Annotated in this window: 25 protein-coding genes; 9 read left to right on the top strand and 16 right to left on the bottom strand. The window is 63.1% G+C overall.

The annotated features are described in order from the left end of the window. Positions 1-11 precede the first annotated feature (11 nt). Complete coding sequence (locus AB0O52_RS02700) at positions 12-812, bottom strand: TIGR00730 family Rossman fold protein (RefSeq protein WP_364533773.1); 801 nt, start codon at positions 810-812, stop codon at positions 12-14. Between the two features lie 235 nt (positions 813-1,047). On the opposite strand from AB0O52_RS02700, the gene AB0O52_RS02695 reads away from it, so the two are divergent. From AB0O52_RS02695 to AB0O52_RS02680, 4 genes are all read left to right on the top strand, one after another. Beyond that, positions 1,048-1,803 carry an amino acid ABC transporter ATP-binding protein gene (locus tag AB0O52_RS02695; RefSeq protein ID WP_364532987.1) on the top strand — a complete coding sequence of 252 codons (756 nt, stop codon included), beginning with the start codon at positions 1,048-1,050 and terminating at the stop codon, positions 1,801-1,803. 50 nt (positions 1,804-1,853) lie between these two features. After that, the gene (locus AB0O52_RS02690; protein ID WP_364532985.1) at positions 1,854-2,756 is read left to right on the top strand and encodes a glutamate ABC transporter substrate-binding protein; all 903 of its coding nucleotides are present in this window, start codon (positions 1,854-1,856) and stop codon (positions 2,754-2,756) included. A gap of 61 nt (positions 2,757-2,817) precedes the next feature. Next, complete coding sequence (locus AB0O52_RS02685; protein ID WP_364532983.1) at positions 2,818-3,465, top strand: amino acid ABC transporter permease; 648 nt, start codon at positions 2,818-2,820, stop codon at positions 3,463-3,465. Further along, positions 3,462-4,316, top strand: coding sequence for an amino acid ABC transporter permease (locus tag AB0O52_RS02680; RefSeq protein ID WP_364532981.1), 855 nt, complete (start codon positions 3,462-3,464; stop codon positions 4,314-4,316). Before AB0O52_RS02685 ends, AB0O52_RS02680 begins: the two co-directional genes overlap by 4 nt. A gap of 97 nt (positions 4,317-4,413) precedes the next feature. Here AB0O52_RS02680 and dapE read toward each other — a convergent pair whose 3' ends face one another. Beyond that, a complete protein-coding gene (gene dapE, locus AB0O52_RS02675; RefSeq protein ID WP_364532979.1) occupies positions 4,414-5,538 on the bottom strand; it encodes a succinyl-diaminopimelate desuccinylase in 1,125 nt (374 codons plus the stop codon). A gap of 86 nt (positions 5,539-5,624) precedes the next feature. On the opposite strand from dapE, the gene dapD reads away from it, so the two are divergent. Then, positions 5,625-6,650, top strand: coding sequence for a 2,3,4,5-tetrahydropyridine-2,6-dicarboxylate N-succinyltransferase (gene dapD / locus AB0O52_RS02670; RefSeq protein WP_364532977.1), 1,026 nt, complete (start codon positions 5,625-5,627; stop codon positions 6,648-6,650). An 11-nt stretch (positions 6,651-6,661) separates the two neighbouring features. After that, positions 6,662-7,504: a hypothetical protein gene (locus tag AB0O52_RS02665; RefSeq protein ID WP_364532975.1), complete on the top strand. Its 843-nt coding sequence runs from the start codon at positions 6,662-6,664 to the stop codon at positions 7,502-7,504. 57 nt (positions 7,505-7,561) lie between these two features. Here the strand turns inward: AB0O52_RS02665 and AB0O52_RS02660 are convergent, their stop codons facing one another. Together AB0O52_RS02660 and AB0O52_RS02655 are read right to left on the bottom strand one after the other, a co-directional pair. Next, a complete protein-coding gene (locus tag AB0O52_RS02660) occupies positions 7,562-8,173 on the bottom strand; it encodes a hypothetical protein (protein ID WP_364532973.1) in 612 nt (203 codons plus the stop codon). Between the two features lie 41 nt (positions 8,174-8,214). Next, on the bottom strand, positions 8,215-8,862 hold the full coding sequence (locus tag AB0O52_RS02655) for a TetR family transcriptional regulator C-terminal domain-containing protein (RefSeq protein ID WP_364532971.1): 648 nt from the start codon (positions 8,860-8,862) through the stop codon (positions 8,215-8,217). Positions 8,863-8,976: 114 nt separating this feature from the next. On the opposite strand from AB0O52_RS02655, the gene galE reads away from it, so the two are divergent. After that, complete coding sequence (gene galE / locus AB0O52_RS02650; protein WP_364532969.1) at positions 8,977-9,990, top strand: UDP-glucose 4-epimerase GalE; 1,014 nt, start codon at positions 8,977-8,979, stop codon at positions 9,988-9,990. A gap of 67 nt (positions 9,991-10,057) precedes the next feature. On the opposite strand, the gene AB0O52_RS02645 is transcribed toward galE, so the two are convergent. The 3 genes from AB0O52_RS02645 to fdxA form a co-directional block, all read right to left on the bottom strand. Continuing rightward, positions 10,058-11,341, bottom strand: coding sequence for a citrate synthase (locus tag AB0O52_RS02645; protein ID WP_059387479.1), 1,284 nt, complete (start codon positions 11,339-11,341; stop codon positions 10,058-10,060). A 230-nt stretch (positions 11,342-11,571) separates the two neighbouring features. Further along, positions 11,572-12,720 (bottom strand): succinyldiaminopimelate transaminase, encoded by a 1,149-nt coding sequence (dapC, locus tag AB0O52_RS02640; RefSeq protein ID WP_364532966.1) that lies wholly within the window; start codon positions 12,718-12,720, stop codon positions 11,572-11,574. 15 nt (positions 12,721-12,735) lie between these two features. Continuing rightward, positions 12,736-13,062, bottom strand: coding sequence for a ferredoxin (gene fdxA / locus AB0O52_RS02635; protein WP_018776555.1), 327 nt, complete (start codon positions 13,060-13,062; stop codon positions 12,736-12,738). Between the two features lie 134 nt (positions 13,063-13,196). On the opposite strand from fdxA, the gene AB0O52_RS02630 reads away from it, so the two are divergent. Next, complete coding sequence (locus tag AB0O52_RS02630; RefSeq protein ID WP_364532963.1) at positions 13,197-13,439, top strand: hypothetical protein; 243 nt, start codon at positions 13,197-13,199, stop codon at positions 13,437-13,439. 275 nt (positions 13,440-13,714) lie between these two features. On the opposite strand, the gene AB0O52_RS02625 is transcribed toward AB0O52_RS02630, so the two are convergent. Further along, a complete protein-coding gene (locus AB0O52_RS02625) occupies positions 13,715-14,524 on the bottom strand; it encodes a type IV toxin-antitoxin system AbiEi family antitoxin domain-containing protein (protein ID WP_364532960.1) in 810 nt (269 codons plus the stop codon). 202 nt (positions 14,525-14,726) lie between these two features. Beyond that, the gene (locus tag AB0O52_RS02620) at positions 14,727-16,064 is read right to left on the bottom strand and encodes an MFS transporter (RefSeq protein WP_364532957.1); all 1,338 of its coding nucleotides are present in this window, start codon (positions 16,062-16,064) and stop codon (positions 14,727-14,729) included. Between the two features lie 24 nt (positions 16,065-16,088). On the opposite strand from AB0O52_RS02620, the gene AB0O52_RS02615 reads away from it, so the two are divergent. Continuing rightward, the gene (locus AB0O52_RS02615) at positions 16,089-16,595 is read left to right on the top strand and encodes a helix-turn-helix domain-containing protein (protein ID WP_364532955.1); all 507 of its coding nucleotides are present in this window, start codon (positions 16,089-16,091) and stop codon (positions 16,593-16,595) included. A 1-nt stretch (position 16,596) separates the two neighbouring features. Here the strand turns inward: AB0O52_RS02615 and AB0O52_RS02610 are convergent, their stop codons facing one another. The 7 genes from AB0O52_RS02610 to AB0O52_RS02580 form a co-directional block, all read right to left on the bottom strand. Further along, the gene (locus tag AB0O52_RS02610; protein ID WP_364532952.1) at positions 16,597-16,977 is read right to left on the bottom strand and encodes a hypothetical protein; all 381 of its coding nucleotides are present in this window, start codon (positions 16,975-16,977) and stop codon (positions 16,597-16,599) included. A gap of 35 nt (positions 16,978-17,012) precedes the next feature. Further along, a complete protein-coding gene (typA, locus tag AB0O52_RS02605; protein WP_364532949.1) occupies positions 17,013-18,941 on the bottom strand; it encodes a translational GTPase TypA in 1,929 nt (642 codons plus the stop codon). 298 nt (positions 18,942-19,239) lie between these two features. Further along, positions 19,240-20,952 (bottom strand): ABC transporter ATP-binding protein, encoded by a 1,713-nt coding sequence (locus AB0O52_RS02600; RefSeq protein ID WP_364532946.1) that lies wholly within the window; start codon positions 20,950-20,952, stop codon positions 19,240-19,242. Between the two features lie 11 nt (positions 20,953-20,963). Then, on the bottom strand, positions 20,964-21,914 hold the full coding sequence (locus AB0O52_RS02595; protein WP_364532943.1) for an ABC transporter permease: 951 nt from the start codon (positions 21,912-21,914) through the stop codon (positions 20,964-20,966). Next, complete coding sequence (locus tag AB0O52_RS02590) at positions 21,904-22,833, bottom strand: ABC transporter permease (RefSeq protein WP_059387472.1); 930 nt, start codon at positions 22,831-22,833, stop codon at positions 21,904-21,906. The genes AB0O52_RS02595 and AB0O52_RS02590 overlap by 11 nt, the downstream gene beginning before the upstream one ends. A gap of 133 nt (positions 22,834-22,966) precedes the next feature. Beyond that, entirely contained in the window at positions 22,967-24,649 is a 1,683-nt protein-coding gene (locus AB0O52_RS02585) for an ABC transporter substrate-binding protein (protein WP_364532940.1), read from the bottom strand. Positions 24,650-25,072: 423 nt separating this feature from the next. Further along, the gene (locus AB0O52_RS02580; protein ID WP_364532937.1) at positions 25,073-26,920 is read right to left on the bottom strand and encodes an ABC transporter ATP-binding protein; all 1,848 of its coding nucleotides are present in this window, start codon (positions 26,918-26,920) and stop codon (positions 25,073-25,075) included. Between the last annotated feature and the right edge of the window lie 75 nt (positions 26,921-26,995).

Raw genomic sequence — 26,995 nt, 5'->3', positions numbered from 1 at the left:
TGCCGGCAAGGCTACTCCGGGCGCTGGTCGCCGTTGGTCGAGGGTGGGCGCGGGATTCCGTGCAGGACCCGGTGAACGGCGTCCGCGGGATCGTCCACAAGCTGGATGAGGTCCAGGTCCTTTGCGGAGACCATTCCTTCGGCCACCAGGGTCCCCTTGATCCATTCGATCATGGGGCTCCAAAAGTCGACACCGAGGAGGACGATCGGGAACGATGTGACCTTGCGGGTCTGCACCAGGACCATGGCTTCGAAAAGTTCGTCCAGGGTTCCCAGGCCGCCCGGCAGGACGATGAACCCTTGCGCGTACTTGACGAACATGGTCTTCCGGGCGAAGAAGTACCTGAAGTTGATGCCAAGATCCACCCAGCGGTTGAGGCCCTGTTCAAAGGGCAGCTCGATTCCCAGTCCAACGGAAACGCCGTTGCCTTCGACCGCTCCCCTGTTTGCGGCTTCCATGGATCCCGGGCCACCGCCGGTGATGACGGCGACGCCGGCTTCCGCGAGGTGGCGGCCGACCTGCACGCCCATATCGTAATAGCCGGTGCCCGGCTTGGTGCGGGCCGAACCAAAGACACTGACAGCGGGGCCGAGCTCAGCGAGCGCACCGAATCCTTCAACGAATTCGCTCTGGATACGCAGGACCCGCCACGGGTCGGTGTGAATGAAGTGGTCGGCTCCCTTCGTGTCCAGGAGCCGCTGGTCCGACATCGGCACGGCGGCCTGTTTGCGCCGAAGCTCCAAGGGTCCTTTGTGCTTGGCGGGCGGCTCTGCGGCTACGGCCGGAGCTGACGCTGCCGATCCGTTGCTCATCGCCTTGCCATTGGCGTCTGGATTAGGAACTTGGGGCTGGCTGGTACTCATTGACCAAGGCTAGCGCGGATGGCGGCTGCTGCCGTTCTTGCGTGGCCCTGTTGTTTGCGGTGTTGGCTGTTCTAACCACCAATTGCTGTCAGATACCTGCAAAGCAGGTATCTGTTGAATCACGATCTGCGGAAGTTGCCGTGAGCTGCCTCATCTTGAATCATTTCTTCGCTAGATTCGTCCCATGACTATTCAAGCCGCCAGCGATGCCCTCGTCTCTCTGAATGGCGTCAACAAGCACTTTGGTCAACTGCATGTCCTGAAGGACATCAACCTCCAGGTGAAAAAGGGTGAGGTTGTGGTTGTCATCGGCCCGTCGGGTTCGGGCAAGTCCACGCTGTGCCGGGCCATCAACCGCTTGGAGACCATCGATTCAGGCGAGATTTCGATCGATGGCAAGAAGCTGCCTGAGGAAGGCAAGGAACTTGCACTCCTCCGGGCCGACGTCGGGATGGTGTTCCAGTCCTTCAACCTTTTCGCCCACAAGACGATCCTGGAGAACGTCACGCTCGGACCGATCAAGGTCAAGAAACTGGACAAAGCAACCGCGGACAAGGACGCCATGGCGTTGTTGGAGCGGGTTGGGGTCGGGCAACAGGCACCCAAGATGCCTGCACAGCTGTCCGGCGGCCAACAACAGCGCGTGGCAATTGCCCGGGCGCTCGCCATGAAGCCGAAGGTCATGCTGTTTGACGAGCCGACCTCGGCACTTGATCCGGAAATGATCAACGAGGTTCTGGACGTCATGGTCCAGCTGGCCAAGGAAGGCATGACCATGATCGTGGTAACCCACGAGATGGGCTTTGCGCGCAAAGCTGCCGACCGCGTTGTCTTCATGGCCGATGGCCAGATTGTGGAAGACGCCAAGCCGGAGGAATTCTTCACTAATCCCCAGAGCAACCGTGCCAAGGACTTCCTCTCCAAACTCCTGACTCACTGACACTTACCGCATCCAGGCCGCGGGGGTGGCCGCACAATGAAAGGAATATCATGAAGGCTTTTATCACCCGGAGGAAATCCCTCCTGGTCGCTGCAAGCGCGGCGCTCGCCCTTTCCCTGAGCGCCTGCGGCGGGGGCGGCGGAGGTTCCACCACGGCGCCAAGCAGCGAGTCCGCGCCGTTCACGGTGGCCCAGAACGTGTCCATTACGGGCAGCCCCACGTTCGACACGATCAAATCGAACGGAAAAATCAGGATCGGCGTCAAGCAGGACCAGCCTGGCCTGGGCTTCAAGGACGCCGCGACCGGCGAGTACAGCGGTTTCGACATCCAGATTGCCCAGTGGATTGCGGCATCGCTCGGTTTCTCCAAGGACAAGATCGAGTACAAGCCGATTCCTTCGGCCAACCGCGAGTCCGCCATCACGAACGGCGACATCGACTACTACGTCGGCACATACTCCATCACTGACAAGCGCAAGCAGCTGATTGATTTCGCCGGTCCCTACTTCGTGACAGGTCAAGGCCTGCTGGTCAAGAAGTCCAACACGACGATCAACAGCGAGAAGGACCTGTCCGGGAAGAACGTCTGTTCAGCCACGGGCTCAACTCCCATCCAGAACATCAAGGCAAACTTCCCCGGCACCAAGACCACCGAGTTCGACACCTACTCGCAGTGTGTCGAGGCCCTCAAGAGTGGCCAGGTCGACGCTGTGACCACTGACCAGGCAATCCTGATCGGCTATGCCTCCCAGGACGCCGATAACCTCAAGGTCGTGGGCCAGCCGTTCACCGTTGAGAAGTATGGTGTGGGCTTGAAGAAGGGCGACACCGCCTTCCGCAAGTTCGTGAACAAGATGTTCACCGATGGCGGCTCCGTGTGGCAGAAGATCTACGACTCCACGCTGGGACAGTCCGGCACCAAGGTCACCCAGCCCGCAGTGGACAACTACTAAACCCATGTCGAGGGGGCGGCCCTGGCCGCCCCCTCGAATATCGGCTGAAAGCGACCATTCTGTGAATACGCTGCTGAATAATTCGGACCTTTTCATCACAGGGTTCCGGAACACCCTCATACTTTTCGTCGTTGCCGGGTTCTTCGCGCTGATCCTGGGCACCATCGTGGCGACACTTCGTGTTTCGCCGATCCCGGCGATGCGCGCCGCCGCCACGTTGTATATCAACGTTGTACGCAACACCCCGTTGACGTTGGTCTTGTTCTTTTTTGCCTTGGGCTACCCGAAGCTCGGTCTCGTGGAAATTGATTTCATGACCGCTGCAATCGTCGGCCTGAGCCTGTACACCGCTACTTATGTGGCGGAGGCTGTACGCTCCGGCATCAACACGGTGCCTGTCGGTCAGGCCGAGGCCGCGCGGGCCATCGGCCTGCCGTTTACGCAAACCCTGACGCTTGTGATCCTCCCCCAGGCTTTCCGCGCCGTCATCCCGCCCATGTTCAGTGTGTTCATTGCATTGCTCAAGAACACCACCGTGGCTGCCGGCTTCTCGGTCGCCGAAGCGGGCGCCATCCGATCGAATCTTTCCGAGCGCGGCGAGCCTGCCATGGCCGGGCTGCTATGGGTCGCACTCATCTTCGTTCTGCTCGTTTTCATTCTTTCCTTTGCCCAGCGGAAGCTTGAAAAGAAATGGAAGGTGGTCCGATGAGCTCGGTCCTTTTCGACGCTCCGGGCCCAAAGGCCCGCGCACGCTACCGGATTCTAGGCGTCGTGACCGCTTTGGTCATTATCGCCATCGTCGGATTCATCGTCCTTCGCTTCGCCCAAAGCGGCCAGTTCGACGAGAAGAAGTGGCACTTGTTCACCTTCCCGCTGGTTCAGCAGACCATCATCCAATCGGTGGGTGCCACGCTTTCGGCGTTCGCCACGGCGGCCGTGCTCAGCCTGGTGCTCGGTGTCTTCCTCGCCTTCGGCAGGCTCTCCGACCGTAAGTGGATCAGCTTGCCCTGCTACGGGTTCACGGAACTCTTCCGTGCCATTCCATTGCTGATCCTCATGATGATCTTCTACTACGGCCTTCCTCCGCTCGGCGTCCAGGGGATCACGCCTTTCACGGCAGTCGTTGCAGGCCTGGTGCTCTACAACGGATCAGTGCTCGCCGAAGTCTTCCGCGCCGGGATCGAATCGCTCCCCCGCGGCCAAAGCGAGGCCGGCTACGCCATCGGACTGCCGAAGAGCGCGGTCATGACAAACATCCTGCTTCCGCAGGCGGTCCGCTCAATGCTCCCGGTGATCATCTCCCAGCTCGTGGTCATCCTCAAGGACACGGCTTTGGGCTTCATCGTGACCTACAACGAGATCCTCTTCCAAGCGAAGTACTTCGGAAGCCAGGCCCAGTACGGTTCGCCCATCATTCCTTCCGCGATCATCGCCGGTGTCCTGTACGTCGGAATGTGCCTCATCCTGGCTGGAATCGCCAAGTGGCTTGAAAGCCGGATGCGCCGCAACGTCAAAGTGGCGAAGGTGGTCAAGTCGGAAATTGTGGCAATCGAGGGCTGAATAGCTCCGACACCGTGGGTGTGTCCCGTGGGCTTGGTTCCGGAACCAAGCCCACGGGCCACACCCACGCTTTGAAGGTAGAGGGAAGCCTCAATTCCTAATCAGCCAGCCACGACCGCAGCGCACGAAGGCACTCACGGATGGCGTCGGCGTCGACGTGTTCGTCGTCTTTGTGCGCCAGAAGCGGATCCCCCGGCCCGAAGTTGACCGCCGGCACGCCCAGCTCGCTGAAGCGCGCGACGTCGGTCCAACCGTATTTGGGTTTGGGCTCGGCACCGACGGCGGCAACGAAGGACGCCGCGGCCGGGTGGTTGAGGCCGGGCCGCGCTCCAGCGGCAGCATCGGTGCGGACGACGTCGAAGCCCTCCAGCAGTTCGCGGACATGGGCTTCGGCCTGGTCCGGAGTCTTGTCCGGCGCGAAACGGTAGTTGATCTCAACGACGCAGCGGTCCGGGATCACGTTGCCCGCGGTGCCGCCGTTGATCTTCACGGCATTAAGGCTTTCCCGGTAATCCAGCCCGTCCACGTTGACTGTACGAGGTTCATAGGCTGCCAGGCGGCTCAGGATGGGCGCGGCTGCGTGGATGGCGTTGCTGCCCATCCATGCCCGGGCGGAGTGCGCCGCTTCCCCGACCGTGGTGGCTTCGAAGCGGCTGGTGCCGTTGCAACCGCCTTCCACAGTGCCGTCCGTGGGTTCGAGCAGGATCGCGAAGTCCCCCTCCAGGAGATGGCCGTGGTTCCGGACCAACCGGCCAAGGCCGCTCTTGACCGCTTCAACTTCCTCGTGGTCGTAGAAGACGAAGGTGACGTCTTTGCCTGGCTCGGCGCCGCCGTCGAACATGGTTGCCGCGAGCGCAAGCTGCACCGCGACCCCGCCCTTCATGTCAGTGGCTCCGCGTCCATACAAGTTTCCCGTCCCGGGGACGCCGGACTCCCACGTGGCGGGCACGGTGCCGAGTGAACCTTCCACACTGGGCAGCGGCACGGTGTCGAGGTGGCCGGCCAGGATCACCCGCTCCGGTCGTCCCAGCTCGGTCCGGGCAATGATGGCGTCGCCGTCGCGCACAAGCTGCAGGCCCGGGATCGTGCGGAGGGCGGATTCAACGGCGTCTGCAAGTGCGGCTTCGTTGCCGGACACGCTGTTGATGTCCATCAGCGCGGCGGTCAGCAGCGCAACGTCTTGCCTGATGTCAAGAAGGATCGGGGTAGTTTCAACAGTCACCTCTCCACTGTATCCCGAGCGAATTGCGACCCCTCCGGTCCACACACGGTTTCGAGGGAAGCAGCGGCTCTCGATAGACTTGCGCCATGACTGAAACCGCTGCCTCTGCCGCTCTCGATAGCGCTTCTGACAACGATCGCTCCGCCTATGGCTTTGGCCTGGCCACCATCGTCACCTCCGACGCCGGAGAAGCGACAGTGCTGGACGTATGGTTTCCGGCGCCGGCATTGGGCGAAGCGGCCGGATCCCTGCGGGACGTGGAGCACGCCGACGGGACCCTGACCGCACTCGCGGCCGAAAGCCACGACGCCGATCGCCGGACCGAACAGAAAGTGGTCTTCGCCCAGATCAACCTCGATGAGGCCCCCGCGGACACCGTTGACGCCTACCTGCGCCTCCACTTGCTTTCGCACCGCTTGGTCAAGCCCAACAGCATCAACCTGGATGGCATCTTCGGCAAGCTCCCCAACGTTGTGTGGACGAACTTCGGTCCTGCCGCAGTGGACGGCTTCGAAGTGACCCGTGCCCGCCTGCGCAAGCGCGGCGCCGTGACGGTCTACGGCGTGGACAAGTTCCCCCGCATGGTGGACTACGTCATCCCCACCGGCGTCAGGATCGCCGACGCCGACCGGGTCCGCCTGGGCGCCTACCTCTCAGAAGGCACCACTGTCATGCACGAGGGCTTCGTGAACTTCAACGCCGGCACGCTCGGCACGTCCATGGTGGAAGGCCGCATCTCGGCAGGCGTTGTTGCCGGTGACGGCACCGACGTCGGCGGCGGCGCCTCCATCATGGGGACCCTCTCGGGCGGCGGCAAGGAAAAGATCGCCCTGGGTGAGCGCGTCCTCCTGGGCGCCAACTCCGGCGTGGGGATCAGCATCGGCGACGACTCCGTGGTTGAAGCAGGCCTCTATGTCACGGCTGGAACCCGTGTGCGCATCCCCGGCCCGAAGGACGCCAACGGCGAGGACACCAGCAGCATCATCAAGGCTGTTGAGCTCTCCGGCGTGCCGAACCTGCTGTTCCGCCGCAACTCCACCACTGGTGAAGTCGAGGTCCTCCCCCGCAAGGGCCAGACGGTGGAACTCAACGAAGCCCTCCACGCCAACTAGCTGATATCTGGATGCGCCGTCTCCGACGCACCATCATCTTGTTGCTGGCTCTTGCCTTGGTGGCTGGTGCCATCTTTGCCGTGGTGACTGTGCTGCAGCGCTCCGAAACCTTGGTTACGGAGCGCTGCGTCGCCGTCGTCGGCTCGGACTCATACGAGCTGGCGACCGACCAAGCCGCCAATGCAGCCCTCATCACCGCCATTGCGGTGCAGCGCGGGCTGCCCGCGCGCGCGGCCACGATCGCTGTGGCCACCGCCATGCAGGAATCCAAGCTTCGAAACATCGGCCACGGTGACGAGGTGGGCCCCGATTCGAAGGGACTGTTCCAGCAGCGCCCTTCCCAGGGGTGGGGCACCGAGGCCGAGGTCATGGACCCTGTCTACGCGACAAATGCCTTCTATGACCACTTGGTGAAAGTGCCGGGCTACGAAACCATGGCGATCACTGATGCGGCGCAAGCGGTCCAGCATTCCGCGTACCCCCAGGCATATGCGCAGCAGGAAGCGATGGGCCGGGCGTACGCGTCGGCGCTGACGGGACATTCCGAAAGGGCCCTCGACTGCACGCTCCGCGCCGCGGACACTGCCGGTGACCCGAGCGCCGTTGTGACGGCCATGACGACGGCGTTCGGCTCCCTGCCCGCCGCGGCACAGGGCCGCACGGTCCAGCTGAACATTACCGGGCCCCAGGCGTGGGCAGTGGCCCAATGGGCTGTGGCTAATGCCAAGGACCTCTCCGTGACGCAGGTTGACGTGGCCGGCGCCACCTGGAACCGGCAGGACCACAAGGGCTGGCAGGATTCAGCGGCGGCAGCGGGAACCGTGACCATCACGGTTTCGGCTCCGAAGACGTAACGCGTGGCTGTGGCCTGAGACTGAGTGCGTCAGACTGCGGGCGTCAGGCCGCGGGCGTCAGACCAGTAGTTCAACCACCGGCTGGACGTAGCTGCGGAATATCTCCGGCTGGGACAACAACTGGTGGCTCATGATCATCTTGTCCGGCTCCAAGTACCAGGCCCTTGGCTCGCTGAGTGGTAGCTCGATGATCGTCAGCTCGAAGTCCCGGGAGCTCCGTCCGACTTCCAGCAAGCGGTCCTCGACCATGTCGCCAAGAAGCAACATGGCACCGCTAGCCACGCGTTCCGCTTCGAGCTTTTCGTAATCTTCGAGGCGTTCACGGGCCCACGTGAGGGCAGCCCCGAAGTGGGCTTGCAGTACCCGCCGGAGGGCAGGCGAGTTGCCGAAGGCGTTGAATCCCGGAGGTGAGAGCTCCGGAGCGGCATCCGGATATGCCCTCAGCAGCTGCTCCCACCAGGCTTCCCATTCCGTCTTGAGTGCCGGTACCCCGCCGACCTCGGCGGTGAGGTGTGTGTGGTCCGCGTGTCTGACTTTGGGTGTGGCGTGGGATAACGTCGGCGTACCAGCTCCGTCCAATCCAGCAACGTCTCTCAGATACAAGGCAATGAGCATCGGTCCGGAGGTGTCCATTGTGATCCGCCACCCCTGACCGCCTGTGTCATGCATCCGATTGCCTCCCTTGGCAGGTGCCCGCTCAGAGTTCCAGTCTATTCCCGATGAGCCTTGACGTTAACGGTTGAGGGGAGTGCAACAAGGGTGTCCAGATGAGCGGTCAGAACGTCGCGGCAGACCTCGGCTGTCATCCACTCAGGCTGCAGCAGCGCGTGCATGGACAGTCCGTCGAGGGTGGCCAGGAGTCGCTCGGCCTCGGTCACCAGCCGCTCCTGGACGGATCCGCCGTCGGGCATCAGCCGCATCACCAAGCGGCCGACGACGGCGGCCACGGCTCGGTGGCTGCGTGCGGCAACTTGTTCGAGTACCGGCCGGATTCGGGCCGCGTGCCGGAAGGCCATCCACACGCAGGCGTCGACGGCCAGTTCCTCGTCGAGCGGAAGGAACTGACCCAGCAGGGTTAAGACCGCCGCGTCGTGTTCCGTCGAGCCCGGCTCCAAGGATTCGACGACGGCGAACGCATCCTCAAGCCGCCCGGCAATCCTGTCGACAACCACGCCAAAGGAATGGACCAGCAGTTCATCGCTGCTGGCAAAGTAGTGCCGGACGGAGCCAACGGCGAGCCCTGCTTCATCGGCCACCTCCCGCAAGGACGCACGCTCAAGGCCATCCGAGGCGATGATCCTGAAGACGGCTTCGACTACTTCCAGGCGCCGGGCTTCGGCATCAACAATCTTTGGCACAAATCTTTTTAGCACGAACGTGCTTGAACCGTGCCGTCCGGCGCACGGGAACCACGGGAGTGTGGCCTACGCAACACTGAGCGAGCCGTGCCAAGTTCGGCTAGCGTTGCTTGCATGAGAATTCTTGTCACGGGTGGCACCGGCTACATCGGATCGCACACCGTTCTGTCCCTGTTGGAAACCGGACACGAAGTAGTCGTGGTGGACAATCTCGTGAACTCAAGCGAAGAATCCCTGCGCCGTGTCGGTGAACTGGCGGGAAAGACAGCGGCGTTCCATAAGGTGGATCTGGTGGACGAGGCCGCCCTTGAGGCGGTGTTCGATGAGCACAGCATCGACGCCGTCATCCACTTCGCCGGGCTCAAGGCCGTTGGCGAATCCGTGCAGGAACCGCTGAATTACTACTACAACAACATCGTGGGCACGTTGAACCTGCTTCGCGCCATGGACAAGCACGGGGTCCGCTCGATCGTGTTCAGTTCCTCGGCAACGGTGTACGGCGAGCACAACCCCATCCCCTACGTCGAGAAGATGGAGATCGGGGCAAACAACCCCTACGGCCGCACCAAGGAGCAGATCGAGGACATCCTCACGGACCTCGGGGCAGCGGACGAGCGCTGGCACGTCGCCTTGTTGCGCTACTTCAACCCGGTGGGCGCACACCCCTCGGGCAGGATCGGCGAGGACCCGCAGGGCATCCCCAACAACCTGGTTCCGTACATCGCCCAGGTTGCCGTCGGGCGCCGCGAAAAGCTCATGGTCTTCGGCGGAGACTACGACACCCCGGACGGCACCTGCCTGCGGGACTACATCCACGTCGTCGACCTCGCCGATGGCCATGTCGCCGCACTGGACTACGTTGCGGAACGCCCCGGCGTGCACCGCTGGAACCTTGGCTCCGGGAAGGGCACGTCCGTGCTGGAGATGCTCCACGCCTTCGAGAAGGCCGTGGGCCACACGCTGCCGTACGAGATCACTGGACGCCGCGCCGGAGACCTGCCCGCGTTCTGGGCCGATGCCTCCTCAGCCCTGGCGGATCTGAGCTGGTCCACCACGAAAACCGTGGACCAAATGTGCGAAGACCACTGGCGCTGGCAGAAGAACAACCCCCTCGGCTACAGCTCTTAAAGCAACGCGGGGTCACTTACGGCCCATAATGTCCCTTGGGACGGACCGTAAGTGACCCCGCGTTGGCTTAGACCGCCGGGTAGTCGCGCTCCGGCTCTCCTGTGTAAAGCTGCCGCGGACGGCCGATCTTCGTCTGGGGATCGTTGATCATTTCGCGCCACTGGGCGATCCAGCCGGGGAGCCGGCCGATCGCGAACAGCACGGTGAACATCTTCTCGGGGAAGCCCATGGCCTTGTAGATCAGGCCGGTGTAGAAGTCGACGTTCGGGTAGAGCTTGCGCTGGATGAAGTAGTCATCGGCCAGGGCCTTCTCTTCGAGCCGCATCGCGATGTCCAGGAGCTCGTCATTGCCGCCGAGCTTGCCGAGGATCTCGTGCGCCGTCGCCTTGATGATCTTCGCGCGGGGGTCGTAGTTCTTGTAGACTCGGTGCCCGAAGCCCATGAGGCGGACGCCGTCCTCCTTGTTCTTGACCTTCTCCATGTATTCCTCGGGCTTAATGCCGTCGGCCTGGATCTGGCGCAGCATCTTCAGCACCGCTTCGTTGGCCCCACCGTGGGCCGGACCGAAGAGGGCGTTGATGCCTGCGGAAACGGAAGCGAACAGGTTCGCGTTCGAGGAGCCCACAAGGCGGACGGTCGACGTCGAGCAGTTCTGCTCGTGGTCGGCGTGCAGGATGAGCAGGAGGTCCAGCGCCTTGACGACGACGGGGTCCAGCTCGTACTGCTCCGCCGGCAGTCCGAAGCTCAGGCGCAGGAAGTTCTCCACCAGGTTCATGGAGTTGTCCGGGTACAGCATGGGCTGGCCGATGGACTTCTTGTGCGCGTAGGCGGCGATGACGGGGAGCTTCGCCATGAGCCGGATCGTGGAAACTTCCACGTGCTCAGGGTTGAACGGGTCCAAGGAGTCCTGGTAGAACGTGGACAGCGCGGAGACAGCCGAGGAAAGAACCGGCATCGGGTGCGCGTCACGCGGGAAACCGCCGAAGAAGCCCTTGAGCTCTTCGTGGAGGAGCGTGTGGTGGCGGATGCGCTGGTCAAAGGCATCCAGCTCGGTGGGCGTGGGCAGGTTGCCGTAGATCAGCAGGTAGGAAACTTCCAGGAAGCTGGAGTGCTGGGCAAGCTGCTCGATCGGGTAGCCGCGGTACCGCAGGATACCGGCGTCGCCATCGATGTAGGTGATTGCCGACGTGGTGGCGGCGGTGTTCATGAAGCCGGGGTCATAGGCGACGGCGCCCGTCTGCTTCAGCAGCTTGGAAACGTCGTATCCTTCGTTCCCTTCTACAACCTTGATCCGCGGGAGCTCGAGCTCTCCGCCGGCATGGCGCAGGGTAGCGCTGGTGGTCTCAGTCATGGAGTCCCCTTCATGAGGCTCTTGGCCTCGGTCGAAAGCTTGATCCAACCAACATCTGGTGCCTCCAGCCGGGGGCCCGCAGGTGCAGACGCCATCGGTCGGACTGCCTTCGTGGAGAAAGCCACCATTGATAGTCAGTTAAAAGCTACCGCCAGTACGCGGGACAAACTAATTCACAAGCTACGGTTACCGGCGGAATGACGCGCCATGTGCGGCAAGTCACAGCATTGTTACCGAGTGGTGTTCAAACGTTCCACGGCTGCATCGATGCGTTCGTCCGTGCCCGTGAGCGCCACCCGGATGAAACCATTGCCGGCGTCACCATAGAACACCCCGGGCCCGACGACGATCCCCAGGTCAGCGAAACGCTGAACTGTGTCCCACGTCGCCTCGCCCGCAGTGGACCACAAGTACAGGCCTGCTTTGGACTCGTGGATCTCCAGGCCGAAGTTCTTCAGCGCCGGAAGGAGGCGTTCGCGGCGGCCGCGGTAGAGATCCTTTTGGGCGAGCACGTGGCCGGCGTCGCCGAGCGCGATGCGCATCGCTTCCTGGACCGGGTACGGCACGATCATGCCGGCGTGCTTGCGGCTGTTGACCAGATTCGCCACGATGGACGAGGCGCCGGCCACGAAAGCGGCACGGTAACCGGCCAGGTTCGACTGCTTGCTGAGGGAGTAGACGCACAACAGGCCGTCCGTGGACCCTCCCGTGACGCGTGGGTCAAGGACACTCGGCACCGCCTCGCCGCCACGCTGGGCATCCCATTCGCCCCATCCGAGCTCGGCATAGCATTCGTCCGACGCCACGACGGCGCCGATCTCGCGCGCCTGGGCCACGATCTGCCTGAGAGATTCGACGTCGCGGACATTGCCCGTGGGATTGCCCGGGGAATTGATCCAGATGAGCCGGACCCTGGAGCGGGTGGCCAGGTCCAGTTCGTCCAGGCTGTCCGCTGCGATCGCAGTAGCCCCTGCGAGCATGGCGCCGATGTCGTAGGTCGGGTAAGCCACAGTGGGGCGGACCACGACGTCGCCTGCGCTCAGTCCCAGCAGGAACGGCAGCCAGGCCACCAGTTCCTTGGAGCCGATGGTCGGCAGGACGTCCCGCGGATCGATCCCAGGGACCCCGCGACGGCTGGCAAACCAGTCGGATACGGCCTCGCGAAGTGCCTCCGTGCCGTGAACCGTTGGGTAACCATGGGCGTCAGCTGCCCCGGCAAGTGCCTCGCGGACGAGCTGCGGAGTGGGATCCACAGGGGTGCCGATCGAGAGATTGACTGCCCCGCCCGGGTGTTCCGAAGCCTTCGCCACGTACGGCGCCATCGCTTCCCAAGGGTAGTCGGGCAGGTTGAGGCCGAAAGCGGGTGCCGCAGAAATCAAAGGAAGCAACCGTTCTTAGTGGTCTTGGTTCTGTGGAGGCAGCGCGGCGATGAAGGGGTGGTCCTTGCCGGTGTTGCCGATCTTGGCAGCTCCGCCAGGGGAACCAAGGTCATCGAAGAACTCGACGTTGGCCTTGTAATAGTCGGCCCATTCCTCCGGGGTGTCGTCCTCGTAGTAGATCGCTTCGACCGGGCACACGGGTTCGCAAGCTCCACAGTCCACGCACTCATCCGGGTGGATATAGAGGGAACGTTCGCCTTCGTAGATGCAGTCAACAGGGCATTCTTCAATACACGCCTTGTCCTTGACGTCCACACACGGCTGCGCGATTACGTAGGTCACGTCCCTTGCCTCTCCACAGTTGTCCCGGACAATTCCGGGTAGTCCACCGGCCCCGTGGCCGGTACATCGAATTCTGAGCCTATTATCCCCCAGCCGGAACCCAGCAACCTAGCCGGGCGTCTTACTATGAACTGGTGAATCTGACCCGGCCCCAGGATTTCCTGCTCAATACCGTATCCGGAACACGGGTAGTTGTCCGATACAGGCTGGACAGCGGCTTCACGGATGCCCTCGGCTACCTGCTCTCCGTCACCGAAGGTGCATGCACCATCCGTACCCGCCAGTCCGACGTCGAGATCCCGCTGGCCCTTGTAGTGGCGGCAAAGGAGGTCCCCCCTCCGCCGCCACGCCGGGGTACGCGCTCAGCCCGCGAGTAATCCCGCGCTCCCCTGGCCGCAACCCCTCACCCACCCACAGGACATGCCCCCTGCGCACTCGAACCACTGGACATGCCACCTGCCTGCCCGAACCACTGGACATGCCCCCTGCCTGCCCGAACCATTGGACATAGTGCCAATATGCCCATTCTTGGCTCTCAGGGCAGAGCATGTCCCGCGGCAGCGCGGGCCGGGGCAAGGGACATGTCCGTTCCTGGTGAGTAGCGATGGGCATGTCCCTTCGGAGACGGCTGAATCTTGGGATACGCCGGAGGTCACGCGGCCCCGTCGAGAGACCTCAGCGTGTCCCGGACCATCGCCACAAATTCCCGGGGCCGGTGTTTCACCATCGAATAGCTCACAACCAAGGTAGGGACGCCCAACCTGGTGGTGACATTCCACCGACGGCGGTCCTCCTCGAAGCTCGGCCTGTCCATGTGGAAACCTGCTCCGTCGGTTTCAATCCCCAGTCTTCCGTCCACCATCAGGTCCAGATGCCCCATGCCCGGTATGTTCACCTGAGATTCAACGTGGAAACCCGCTTCGCGCAGGTGGTACCTGGCGATGCACTCAATGATCGACTGTGACTGGGGAACGATCCGTGACACGAGCCTCCGCTCCCGTGCATCGTTCCGCCCACTCAGCCTCATCCTGATAGCCGTGAGCGGCAACCTGCCAAGAGCCACGGCCGATTCGGCAATGACCAGGCCGTCCAGATCCGGCAGGCAACGCAGGGCTTGGACGACTGAATCCATTAGCGTTGGCGGGGCCGCGGATCTATGACAGACAAAACCCTCGTACGTTCGGCTGTGAGGGACTGCCACGTGGGGAAATTGAGGGGCATCCATGACCCACAACCCGGACAGCCCGGCCGCGGAAATGCAGGCCGGTTCCGCAGGAAGGGACCTAATGGCGAGCAAGCCCGGATCGGCACCCGGCACCGCGTAGACCCCTCGCGCCACGCGGAGAATCCGACCGCTCGCCAACGCGGATTTCAGCTGGAAATGCGACACCCCGGCCGCAGCGAGATGCTTAGCCCGCGCCACGCCGTCGTACGCTGAAAGGACGTCAATGATGTTCACCATGCGCCCCATCGTTCCGGCCGAAGTGGTTGGTGCGGAAGCGCCAACATTCACTATGTGGAAAACATCTTGCCCGCTCCCGCGGTCAAGCATTGGACATGCGCCTTCATCACCGCAGAGCATGCGCCGTATTGGGACCATGGAATGCGCATGTTGCCATTATGTCCAGTGCTGCGGGCCAAGGAGGGGCATGTCCGGAGGAGGGTCAGGCGCCGTGCACCTCGTCCGGCAGCCTGCGCATCCCCCACAGCGGGGAGAACAGCACAGGCGCAACAAAAACAACGCTTCCGCCCAAGCCGATCCAGAGTGTCGGGACGAGGCCAAGGTTCTCCGCCAGGAGGCCTGAGGCAAGGGCTGCGATCGGCATGACTCCCCACACTACGAAGCGAATGGAGGCATTCATGCGCCCAAGGAGCCGGGGAGGACACACCCGCTGCCTCATGCTCAACTGCATGATGTTGTACACCAGGACTCCGAAAGCGAACCCGAACTCGGAGACGATGAGCATCACCAGGGACACCCATCGCTCCGGGGCAAGCACGCACAGCGGAACCAGGAGCAGGAAAACCGAACTGATCATCGACGCCACGGGAATGACGGTCCCCTCGCCGATCCAGGCCGCGAGCCGGGGCGCGGCAACCGCTCCGATCAGTCCGCCGACCGCCCCGACCGCCATGATGAGGCCCATGCCCTCCGGACCGAGTTCCAGCTCACGAAGGACCAGAACCGGCATCAAGGTGAACGCGATCGTGGTGAAGAAGTTGACCCCGCCCGTGCAGGCCACAATCCTGCTGATCAACGGGTGCCTGCCCACAAAGACCAGGCCTTCCTTGATTTCGCTTGCCAGTGGCTGCCGATCATTCGCGGGTGCAGGCCGTTCCGCATCGCGCGTCCTGAGCAGGAAAATGGCCGACAGCAGATATCCGATCGACTCCCCGGCGAACAGCACCGGCGCGGACACAATAGTCAGCAACCCACCGCCTGCGGCAGGACCCCCGATCCGCGCGATCTGGGAGGTGGCTTCCAGCTTCGAGTTGGCCTCCGGCACTTTGGCCGCATCCACGAGAACAGGAACATAGCTCTGGTAGGAAACGTCGAAGAAGACCGTTGCGGCCCCGACGACGGCGGCCACTGCGTAGAGGTGCCAGATCTGCAGGACGCCGGCCCACCAGAGGATTGGCACAGTCGCCATCGCCGCGGTCCGGACCAGGTCCGCCACAATCATGGTGCGACGCTTGAGCCAGCGGTCCACCCAGGCTCCCGCGGGCAAACCGATCAGCAGGAAGGCCGCAAGGCCGGCGGCATTGAGTGCCCCGACCTCGAACTCGCTGGCGCCGAGCAAAGTCACTGCGAGGACGGGAAACGCCAGTTGCCCCAGTTGCGCCCCGAGCTGGCTGACGGCCTGGCCCGACCAGAAGGTCACGAAGTTCCGGTCCCGCCACAGCGAAGAAGCGCGCGGAGCTGTGTCCGCTTGCAGAGGATTGTCAGTGGTCCCGGCATTCACCCGCCCAGTTTCCTGCAGTGATTGGTATATGTCAATCACTCTGGGGTGGCTACACTGGCCACCATGACGGAACACGAGCGGGAGGACAGCGACCTGGTGGCCAAGGGCCGCGCCTTGAGCTCGCCCCTGCGCCTGAGGATTCTCCGGCTCTGCCTGCACCACGCGCGCACCAACAAAGAGATTGCCGGGCTGTTGGACATCAATCCGGCGTCGAGCCTGCACCATGTCCGGACCCTGGTGCGCACCGGTTTTCTCGAGCCGCAGGAAGGCCGGAAGGGAAAGAGGGGTGCCAAGGAGGTGCCGTACATCGCAACGCGCACCTCGTGGAGCACTCCCGTGAACGACATTTCCCCGGTCCTGATCGAAACATTCGTCCAGGAAACCCGCGGGCTCGCACCAGAGGATATCGACGTCTGGCGGCTTGGCGTGAAGTTCAACGCCGCACGGCAGCAGGAAATGATGGGCAAGCTGCGGGCGGTCGTCGAGGAATACATGCGCCTTCCGGCAGACGACGACGGCGAGGCCACCTCGCTCCTGATCGCCCACCACCGGGACCCGAGCGCCGACTAAGCTAACCGCGGGATGGACGCGTGTAGCGCCGGCACCACAAGAGCATCACAAAAGTGATGCCCGCACTCCCGTAGACCCACACATTTCCGGGCACATCCGCGACGATCAGCTGCTTGCCCGTTCCACCCATCGATAGCAGGCCTATGGTGGCATAACAGACAATGCCCACTACCGCCGTCGGGAGCAAAGACCGCGACCACGCACCCAGCAGGAGTTGGAGCGATGCGAGCAGGAGCAATGCCGCTGCGGTGCCCCAATAGACGTCGACGCCGGGCAGGAGGAACGTCTGCCGGTGCAGTGCGGTGCCTGCAAGGGCAGCAAAAAGAGCCACCGGAACAGCCGCGGCAATGCCGCGTGCCGTTCCGGTGGCTCCCTTATTCAATGCGTCAGTCCGTTCAGTACGCAGTCAGCGCAGGATCAGACCTTGGCGCGGGCGCGGGTGGCCTTGGCACGCTCGTTGGCGTCCAGGATCACCTTGCGGATGCGGATGGACTCCGGGGTCACCTCAACGCACTCGTCTTCGCGGGCGAATTCGAGGGACTCTTCGAGGGTGAGGTCGCGCGGCGGCGTCAGGTTCTCGAAGGTGTCGGAGGAAGCTGCACGCATGTTGGTGAGCTTCTTTTCCTTCGTGATGTTGACATCCATGTCGTCGGCGCGGGAGTTCTCGCCGACGATCATCCCTTCGTAGACCTCGGACGTGGGCTTCACGAAGAAGGAGCCGCGTTCCTGCAAGTTGATCATGGCGAAGGGGGTGACGACGCCGGCGCGGTCGGCAACCATCGAACCGTTGGTGCGGTACTCGATGGGGCCGGCCCACGGCTCGTAGCCCTCGGAGATCGAGGAAGCGATGCCGGCGCCACGGGTGTCCGTGAGGAACTTGGTGCGGAAGCCGATGAGGCCACGTGCCGGAACGATGAATTCCATGCGGCACCAGCCCGTACCGTGGTTGGCCATGTTGGTCATGCGGCCCTTGCGGGCGGCCATGAGCTGCGTGACCGCACCGAGGTACTCTTCGGGAACGTCGATGGTCATGTGTTCCATCGGCTCGTGGATCTTGCCGTCTATGGTCCGGGTGACAACCTGCGGCTTGCCGACAGTCAGTTCGAAGCCTTCACGTCGCATCTGCTCCACGAGGATGGCCAGCGCGAGCTCGCCACGGCCCTGGACTTCCCAGGCATCCGGACGCTCGGTGGGCAGAACCTTGATGGAGACGTTACCGATCAGTTCCTTGTCCAGGCGGTCCTTCACCTGGCGGGCGGTAACCTTGGCGCCCTTGACCTTGCCGGCCAGCGGGGAGGTGTTGATACCGATGGTCATGGAGATCGCGGGGTCATCCACCGTGATGAGCGGCAGCGGCTGCGGGTTCTCGGCGTCGGTCAGGGTCTCTCCGATGGTGATTTCCTCGATACCGGCAACAGCCACGATCTCGCCGGGGCCGGCCGAGTCGGTCGGAACGCGGTCGAGGGCCTTGGTGGCCAGGAGCTCGGTGATCTTGACGTTCTTCAGCTCGCCGTTGGCGCGCGCCCAAGCGACGGTCTGGCCCTTGCGGAGGGTGCCGTTGTAGATACGCAGGAGTGCGAGGCGGCCGAGGAACGGGGAAGCATCCAGGTTGGTGACGTGCGCCTGCAGGACACCGTCCGGGTTGTAGGTCGGCGCTGGGATGTGCTCGATGATCGTCTTGAAGAGAGGTTCGAGGTCTTCGTTTTCCGGTGCCGAGCCATCAGCCGGCTGGTCGAGGGAGGCGCGGCCGACCTTAGCTGCGGCGTAGACCACGGGTACTTCCAGGATCTTGTCCAGGTCCAGGTCCGGAACTTCGTCCGCGAGGTCGGAGGCCAGGCCAAGGAGCAGGTCCATGGACTCGTGGACAACCTCTTCGATACGGGCGTCGGGGCGGTCGGTCTTGTTGACCAGCAGGATGACAGGCAGGTGCGCCGCAAGGGCCTTGCGGAGCACGAAGCGGGTCTGTGGCAGCGGACCTTCGGAAGCGTCGACCAGGAGGACCACGCCGTCAACCATGGACAGGCCGCGCTCCACCTCGCCACCGAAGTCGGCGTGGCCGGGGGTGTCGATCACGTTGATGGTGATGGTCTCGCCATTGGACGACGGGCCGTTGTAGGCAACCGTGGTGTTCTTGGCGAGGATGGTGATGCCCTTTTCGCGCTCCAGGTCACCGGAGTCCATGACGCGGTCTTCCAGGTGGTTGTGCTCGGCGAAGGAGTTGGTCTGCTTGAGCATGGCGTCGACCAGGGTGGTCTTGCCGTGGTCAACGTGGGCCACAATCGCGACGTTGCGCAGATCACTGCGCGATGCAGTGGCCGCGGCGGTGTTGGTGGTGGTTTCAGACATGCGTAATGGCTCGATTCAGTGGTGAAGTCAGCTGTTGTATCGCGACATTTCCAACCGGAACGCACGACGGATTAGACCCTTTGACACAGGGCACCTTCATAGAGTCTAAGCGCTGTGGTATTTATTGGCCTAAAAATCACCCCGAAGGCTGCTGAATTGTGCCCTTCATCACAATCGGCGGCGGGTTCCGGGACAAGCCGGAAAAAGCAAAAGAGCCGGGACCACTTCTCCCCCCACGGAAGTGGTACCGGCTCTTCTTCCCGCCTCGGCGGCACTCAGCCGACGGGCGGCAGGCCCGTCAGGCCACCACGGGCGGCAGCATCAGGCTGGCACCCGGGATCGCGTGAAGCAGCGCCTTGGTGTAGTCCTGCTGCGGCGAATCGAAGACGTCGTCAGTGCTGCCCGTCTCCACAAGCTTGCCCTTCTGCATCACGCAGACATGGTCGGCGATCTGCCGCACGACCGCGAGGTCGTGCGTGATGAAGAGGTACGTCAGTCCGAGATTGGACTGCAGCTCGGCCAGGAGGTTCAGTACCTGGGCCTGCACCAAAACGTCGAGGGCGGAGACCGCCTCGTCACAGATGATCACTTCGGGGTCGAGCGCCAAGGCACGCGCGATCGCGACGCGCTGCCTTTGCCCGCCTGAGAGCTCGTTCGGGTACCGCTGCATGGTGGACTGCGGCAGCGCCACCTGGTCCAGGAGCTCCCGGACCTTCTTCTCGCGGCTGGCCTTGTCACCGATCTTGTGGGTCCGGAGCGGTTCCTCGATGGTCCTGAAGATGTTGTACATCGGGTCGAGGGAACCGTACGGGTCCTGGAAAATCGGCTGGACGCGGCGCCGGAACTTGAAGATCTCCCGGCTGTTCAGGGTGGAGGTGTCCACGCCGTCGAATACGATCCGCCCCGACGTCGGCGCGAGCAGGTTGAGGACCATCTGGGCCACCGTGGACTTGCCGGAACCCGACTCCCCCACGATCGCCGTCGTCGTCCCGCGTTTGACGTTGAACGAGACGTTGTCCACCGCTTTGAAGTCGGTTGCCTTGCCTACTCCGGAGCGCAGCTTGAAGACCTTGCTGAGGCTTTCGACCTTCAGGACGTCCTCTGACAACGCCTTTTCGACCACAGCTTCGGTGGGCGCCAGGAGTTCTTCCGTCTGGATTCCTTCGGCCTTGGCGGCCTGGATCCTCCGGGAAGCCAGCGACGGCGCCGAAGCCACCAAGCGCTGGGTGTAGGGGTGCTGCGGGTTACGGAGCAATTCGAGCGAAGAGCCGGCCTCCACTACGTTGCCGCGGTACATGACCACCACTTTGTCCGCACGCTCGGCAGCCAGGCCAAGATCGTGGGTGATGAGCAAGACCGCCGTACCGAGCTCGGCCGTCATGGTTTCGAGGTGGTCCAGGATCTGGCGCTGTACCGTGACGTCCAGGGCCGACGTCGGCTCATCCGCGATCAGGAGCCTCGGCTGGCAGGACAGGCCGATGGCGATCAGGGCCCGCTGGCGCATGCCGCCGGAGAATTCGTGCGGGTACTGCTTCGCCCGGCGCGCGGAGTCCGGCAAGCCGGCCTCCCCCAGGACGCGGGCGACGTCGGCAGGACCGCTGGGCTTGCCGTTGGCGCGCAGTGTCTCGCGGACCTGGTAGCCGATCTTCCAGACCGGGTTGAGATTGGACATCGGATCCTGCGGAACCATGCCGATCGTGTTGCCGCGCAGCTCGATCATCCGCTTCTCCGAAGCGTGCGAGATGTCCTCCCCATCCAGGAGGATCTGCCCGCCGGAAACCCGGCCGTTCTCCGGCAGGAGGCCGATAGCGGCAAGCGCCGTCGTCGACTTTCCCGAACCGGACTCCCCCACGATGGCGACAGTCTCGCCGGGCATGATGGTCAGGTGCGCGTTCTTGACGGCCTGGAATTCGCCGCCCGCCGTCTGGAAGGAGATGGCGAGGTCCCGGATCTCCAGGAGCGGACGCTCGTCGGTTCCGGCTTCGTCGATGGTGATGTTGGACGTTGTCATGATTGCCTCCTTCATCGCTTGCGGCTCTTGGGATCAAGGGCGTCACGCAGCGCATCGCCAAGCATGATGAAGCTCAGGACCGTGATGGACAGTGCGGTTGCGGGGAACATCAGCACCTCGGGGTTGGTGCGCAACGTGTCCTTCGCCGCGGAAATGTCGTTGCCCCAGGACATGATGCTGCCGGGCAGCCCGATGCCGAGGAAGGACAGCGTTGCCTCCGTCACGATGAAGACGCCAAGCTCCATGGTGGCCAGGACGATGATCGGCGCGAGCGCGTTCGGAACGACGTGCCGGACCAGCGTGCCGATCCTGGAGACACCGAGCGAGCGTGCGGCAGTCACGAAATCCGCGTTGCGGACCTCGATCACGGCACCGCGGGTGATACGGGCCATTTGGGGCCAGCCGAGCATCACGATGACCATGACCACCGTGAAGACGCTCTTGTTCTCGCGGAAGAAGGGGAGCTGGGTAACGACCAGCGCACCGAGGACCAAAGGCAACGCAAAGAAGATGTCTCCGATGCGGGCAATGATGGTGTCAACCCAGCCGCCGAAGAAGCCTGCCAGCGCGCCGAGCGTAACTCCGATGATGAGGACGAAGATGACGGAGACGACGCCGACGGTCAGGGATGCCTGCGTGCCGTGGATGACGCGGGAATAGATGTCGCAGCCCTGGAAGGTGAATCCCAGGGGGTGGCCGGCCGAGGGACCCGCGAGGGAGTCGCCCAGCTGGCAGTTGTCGTTCGGGGCCGTCTGGGTGAACAGGCCCGGGAAGAACGCGACGACCAGGAGCAGCAGAATCATGAGCGCAGAGATGATGAAGAGCGGCCGACGGCGGAGCTTCCGCCAGGCATCCGCCCACAGGCTCAGGGGTGCTGCGTCGACCTTGAGGGTATCGGTCGCCAGCAGCGGCGTCTCGTCGATAGGGGCAACGTAGTGCTCGATCTGACGGTTACTTTTCATAGCGAATCCTCGGGTCAAGCCAGGCGTAAAGGAGGTCCACCAACAGGTTGGCGGCAACGAAGACCAGTACCAGCACGCTCACAATGGCGACGACGGTGGGGCCTTCGCTGCGGATCACGGCCTGGTAGAGCTTCTGGCCGACGCCGGGCACGTTGAAAATGCCTTCGGTCACGATCGCGCCGCCCATCAAGCCACCCAGGTTCGCGCCCAGGTATGTGACCACGGGAATCATGGAGTTCCGCAGGATGTGGGCCAGCACCACGCGGGGGCGGGAGAGGCCTTTCGCGGTTGCGGTGCGGACGTAGTCGGCGTTCATGTTTTCAATGACCGAGGCCCGGGTGAGGCGCAACACGTAGGCAAAGGACACGAGGCCAAGGACGGTGGCCGGAAGGATCAGGGTCCCCCAATCCGCGTTGGATCCAACGGTCGGCTTGGCCCAGCCGAGCTGCACGCCGACGACGAGCTGAAGCACGAAGCCCAGGACGAACGTCGGGACGGCGATGACCACGAGGGAGGCCACCAGCACGGTGGAGTCGAAGATCTTGCCCTTGCGCAGGCCGGCAATCAGGCCGAAGGCCACACCGAAGACAGCCTGGATGGCAAGGGCTTCGACGGCGAGCATGGCGGTGACCGGGAAGACGCGGCCAAGGGTGGCGGCGATTGGCTGGCCGGTGAAGTCCACCCCGAGGTTGAACGTGAAGAGGTTCTTGAGGAACAGGCCGTACTGGACCCAGAACGGCTGGTCGAGGTTGTATTGCTGGCGCAGCGCGGCAATGACGGACTCGCTGGGCGGCCGGTCGCCGAACAGGGCGCGGATAGGGTCACCCGGGAGGGCAAAGACCATGAAGTACACGAGCAGGGTGGTTCCCAGGAATACGGGAATGACCTGCAGCAAACGCCGGAGGATGTACTGGGTCACAGCAACGGTTCCTGGGCGCTCTTGAAAATGTGGGGATTCATTAGGGACAGCTTTCGTGCCGAATCAAGGCATGGGGGCCCGGTTTGTGGCCGGACCCCCATACGCTAACGAGCTTGGAACAAGTCCAGTAGGACTACTTTGCAGTGATGTTGTAGTACAGCAGGACGCCGTTCCAGCCGGAGTCGACGTTGCTGACGTTCTGGCTCCATACAGCCTGGCGTGCCTGGTACCACAGGGGCAGGTTCGGGAGGTCCTTGAAGAGGATTTCCTGTGCCTGGGTGAACTTCTTGTTGGCGTCGTCCGTGGACTTGGATGCCAGGCCCTCGGTCAGCAGCTTGTCGAACTCGGGGTTGCTGTAACCCTCGTAGTTGGCGCTGGCGCCGGTCTTCAGCAGCGGGCCGAGGAAGTTGAACAGCGACGGGTAGTCTGCCTGCCAACCGGCGCGGGTGAAGCCCGGGAGGGTCTTGGCCGTGCGGAGGTTCAGGATCTCGGCGAACTTGGCAAACGGCTGGCCTTCTGCCTTGATGCCGAGGTTGTTCTTCAGGTTGTTGGCAACGGCGTCAATCCATTCCTTGTTGCCACCATCGGTGTTGTACGCGAGCTGAAGGACCTTGTCCGCGGGCCACGGGCTCATGGCGTTTGCCTTTGCCCAGAGGTCCTTGGCCTTCGCGGCGTCGAACTTCAGAACGTCGGAGCCGGTCACGTTGGCGTTGTAGCCGTCGACGGACGGAGACGTGAAGTCCTTTGCCGGAATACGGGTGCCGTTGAAGACGACCTTGGTGATCTCATCGCGGTTGATCGCCATCGAGATGGCCTGGCGACGCAGCTGGCCGGCAGGTCCCTGGAACTCAGGGAGGTAGTTCGGGATGTTCAAGGTTGCGTTGCCGGCGTATGCCTTGTTCAGGCTGTGGTCCGGGAAGTCCGTGGTGTAGGTCTTCAGGGCGTTCGTCGGCAGGACGTCGGTAACGTCGAGGTTGTTGGCCTGGACGTCCGTGTAAGCCGGAGCCGGGTCGGTGTAGAACTTGAACGTCACGCCGCCGTTCTTGGCCATGCGGGTGCCCTGGTAGTCCGGGTTCTTGACGAGGGCGATCTGGCTGTCGTGCTGCCAGGCACCCTTGGCGGCCATCTTGTACGGGCCGTTGCCGATCGGGTTTTCGCCGAAGGCCTTCGGGTCCTTGAGGGCGTCGGCCGGGAGCGGCATGAAGGCGGAGTAGCCGAGGCGCTGCGGCCAGTCGGCTTCCGGCTGGGCCAGCTTGACCGTGATGGTCGAATCGTCCTTCAGCACCAGGCCGGACATCGTCTGGGCGGTCGGTGCGGGAGTCGACGTTGACTTGCCGTCCGCGCCCTTGGTCTTCGTGACGGCGCTGACTGCGTCGTAGCCTTCGATGAATTCGAAGAAGCTGCTGCTGGCCTGGGCGTTGGTGCTCAGGGCGGCGAAGTTCCAAGCATCGACGAAGCTCTTGGCGGTGACGGCCTCGCCATTGGTGAATTTGGCGCCCTTCTTGACCTTGATGGTGTAGTTCTGGCCATCGCTCGTGTCAATGGATTCCGCGAGTGCGTTCACGGACTTGCCATTGGCGTCGTAGCTGGTCAGGCCTTCGAACAGGAGGTCGACAACGCGGCCGCCGTACACCTCGTTGGTGTTGGAAGGGATCAGGGGGTGCTGGGGTTCATTGCTGTACGCGGTGATGATTTTGTTCGGATCGCCGGCAGCGGTCTGGCCACTGCTTCCGGAGCCAGCGCTGCCGCATCCGGTGAGGGCAAGTGCGGCGACTGCCAGCAAGCCAAGAGCTTTGGAAGTGCGCGAAAAACGCATTCCGCCTCCTATGGATTCAGGGGGATGGGTCGGGGCAACTCATGGCTGCCCCCGGGGCCAGGCACAGAATTATCCTGTGACGCGGCCTACATGGATGTGTAATCCTAACCACACCTTGTCCGAAATATGGAATCCCATTGGCATGAACAACGAAGTGTGCTCTTGACAGTTTTAGTAATGAAGCAGTCATTTCAAGTAAATGAAGCAGTCATTTCACGTAATGGGTGTTCCGTTGCTACACTCGACATGCCTGACCCTTGTTTTTCCGCGGAATGCAGGGGTTTTTCGGGCACCCAAGAGTTGCAACGGACACACTCCGTGCCTCACAAAAAACGAAAAAGAGTCCCTGCGGCCAATGGCCACGGGGACTCCTTTGCGGTTGCGACAGCGAGTAGGCGCCGCCGGGAACGGGCTCCCGGGTTGCTACTCGATGCCGGCGGCCATGAGCTGGGCGCGCAGTTCCCGACGCTCGCGCTGCTTCTCAGGGTCCGGAAGCGGCACCGCGGCCAGCAGCCTCTGCGTGTAGGGCTCCTGCGGATTGCGAAGGATCTGCTCCCGGGTCCCTTGCTCCACGATCCGGCCGCGCTGCATCACGCAGATCCGGTCCGCGAGCACATCCACCACGGCGAGGTCGTGCGTGACGAACAGGCACGCGAATCCCAGCTCCCGCTGGAGGTTCTGGAAGAGCTCCAGAACCTTTGCCTGTACGGAAACGTCCAGCGCCGACGTGGGCTCATCCGCGACCATGAGCTTGGGCTGCAGGGATAGCGCCCGGGCAATGCCGACGCGCTGCTTCTGGCCGCCTGACAATTCATGCGGGTACCGGTTGCGGTAGCCGCGCGGCAGTTCCACCTGGTCCAGGAGGGTCTCAATCCGTTTCTGCAGATCGACGCCCTTCGCGACCCCGGCGAGGTACATCGGTTCGCCGATGCTTTCGCCGATGGGCAGCCGCGGGTTCAGGGACGACGAAGGATCCTGGAACACCATGCCGATATCCCGCCGCACTTCGTGCAGTTGCTTCCCATTCCGTTTTGCGCCGGAAATGTCCTGCCCCACCACACGCATGCTGCCTGCGGCTACGGGCAAGAGTCCGACGGCGGCGCGTCCAATGGTCGTTTTGCCCGATCCGGACTCCCCGACAAGGCCTACCACTTGACCGGGGTAGATCACGAGGTTGGCACCCTCGACAGCGCGGAAGGCCGGAACCCGGCCCTGCTTGGGGTACTCGATAGCCACGTCGATCAGCTCAAGCACGGCCTCGCCTTTGGGCTTGGCAGCTTCTTCGGCCGCTGCCTTCAAAGCAGTCTGGTTCTCGAGTTCCCGTCGGACCAGTTCATCGTGATCGACCGATTCCAGCTCGGCGTGGGTCGCGGCGGCCAATGCCGCGGTGACGTCGACGTCGGAGCTGTCCGCCCCCTGTCCCAGGTGGGGAACAGCGGCTAGCAAGGCTTGGGTGTATTCGTGCTGCGGATTGGAGAAGATCTGTTGCGCGGTACCGCTCTCCACGATGACGCCCTTGCGCATCACCGCAATACGATCGGCGAGGTCGGCCACCACGCCCATGTCGTGGGTGATCAGGACGATGGCGCTGTCCAGCTTGTTGCGCAGGTTGCGCATCAAATCCAGGATTTCGGCCTGGACAGTCACGTCCAAGGCAGTGGTGGGTTCGTCAGCGATCAGGAGTTTGGGATCACAGGACAATGACTGCGCGATCATGGCTCGCTGCCGCTGGCCGCCGGAGAGTTGGTGGGGATAGGACTTGAAGGCCTTCTCCGGGTCCGGCAGCTCCACCAGCTCGAGCATGCGCACGGCCCGCTGCCGGGCTTCGTCAGGGGAGATCGAGTTGTGCAGCCGGATCGTCTCCACTATCTGTGCACCTACCGTGTACACGGGGTTGAGTGCGGTCATGGGCTCCTGGAAGATGACAGCGACGTCCTTGCCCCGGACTTCCCGGATATTGCCTGACTTGTCACCCAGCAACTCTTTGCCCGAGAGCTTGACACTCCCCCGAACGCGGCTGTTGCTGGGCAGCAAGCCGAGCAGGGCCATGGAACTTGCGCTCTTGCCGGAACCAGACTCGCCGACGATCGCGAGGACCTCGCCGGCCCTGACCTCGTAGTTCAGTCCGATGGCGGCAGGGACCCATTTCTTTTCGACACCGAAGTCGACGCTGAGATCGCGTACTTCCAGGACCATGGTCCCGCGCGCGCTCTTGTCCGACTCGGTCTCGAGGTGGGTAGCCTCCGGTTCGGGGCTGGCGTTGTCAGTCATGTTGGGTCTTCCCTTCCACCCGGGCCACCCTCCAAGGGGTGATTAGTGAAGTAGCCCGGAATCCTGAATTATTAG

The sequence above is a fragment of the Arthrobacter sp. NPDC080073 genome (genome assembly GCF_040686575.1).
In the GTDB taxonomy this organism is placed as follows: domain Bacteria; phylum Actinomycetota; class Actinomycetes; order Actinomycetales; family Micrococcaceae; genus Arthrobacter.
The sequence above is the reverse complement of the archived record's forward strand: the minus strand, read 5'-3'. Positions and strand labels throughout refer to the sequence as shown.

Bases quoted from the DNA above. Each gene is read 5' to 3' on its own strand.
- AB0O52_RS02665 (WP_364532975.1), top strand. From the start codon at position 6,662: ATGCGCCGTCTCCGACGCACCATCATCTTGTTGCTGGCTCTTGCCTTG.
- AB0O52_RS02615 (WP_364532955.1), top strand. From the start codon at position 16,089: ATGACGGAACACGAGCGGGAGGACAGCGACCTGGTGGCCAAGGGCCGC.
- AB0O52_RS02700 (WP_364533773.1), bottom strand. From the start codon at position 812: ATGAGCAACGGATCGGCAGCGTCAGCTCCGGCCGTAGCCGCAGAGCCG.
- typA (WP_364532949.1), bottom strand. From the start codon at position 18,941: ATGTCTGAAACCACCACCAACACCGCCGCGGCCACTGCATCGCGCAGT.
- AB0O52_RS02595 (WP_364532943.1), bottom strand. From the start codon at position 21,914: ATGAAAAGTAACCGTCAGATCGAGCACTACGTTGCCCCTATCGACGAG.
- AB0O52_RS02580 (WP_364532937.1), bottom strand. From the start codon at position 26,920: ATGACTGACAACGCCAGCCCCGAACCGGAGGCTACCCACCTCGAGACC.
- AB0O52_RS02585 (WP_364532940.1), bottom strand. From the start codon at position 24,649: ATGCGTTTTTCGCGCACTTCCAAAGCTCTTGGCTTGCTGGCAGTCGCC.
- AB0O52_RS02625 (WP_364532960.1), bottom strand. From the start codon at position 14,524: ATGGTGAACATCATTGACGTCCTTTCAGCGTACGACGGCGTGGCGCGG.
- AB0O52_RS02645 (WP_059387479.1), bottom strand. From the start codon at position 11,341: ATGACTGAGACCACCAGCGCTACCCTGCGCCATGCCGGCGGAGAGCTC.
- AB0O52_RS02680 (WP_364532981.1), top strand. From the start codon at position 3,462: ATGAGCTCGGTCCTTTTCGACGCTCCGGGCCCAAAGGCCCGCGCACGC.
- AB0O52_RS02600 (WP_364532946.1), bottom strand. From the start codon at position 20,952: ATGACAACGTCCAACATCACCATCGACGAAGCCGGAACCGACGAGCGT.
- AB0O52_RS02695 (WP_364532987.1), top strand. From the start codon at position 1,048: ATGACTATTCAAGCCGCCAGCGATGCCCTCGTCTCTCTGAATGGCGTC.
- galE (WP_364532969.1), top strand. From the start codon at position 8,977: ATGAGAATTCTTGTCACGGGTGGCACCGGCTACATCGGATCGCACACC.
- AB0O52_RS02690 (WP_364532985.1), top strand. From the start codon at position 1,854: ATGAAGGCTTTTATCACCCGGAGGAAATCCCTCCTGGTCGCTGCAAGC.
- dapD (WP_364532977.1), top strand. From the start codon at position 5,625: ATGACTGAAACCGCTGCCTCTGCCGCTCTCGATAGCGCTTCTGACAAC.
- AB0O52_RS02660 (WP_364532973.1), bottom strand. From the start codon at position 8,173: ATGCATGACACAGGCGGTCAGGGGTGGCGGATCACAATGGACACCTCC.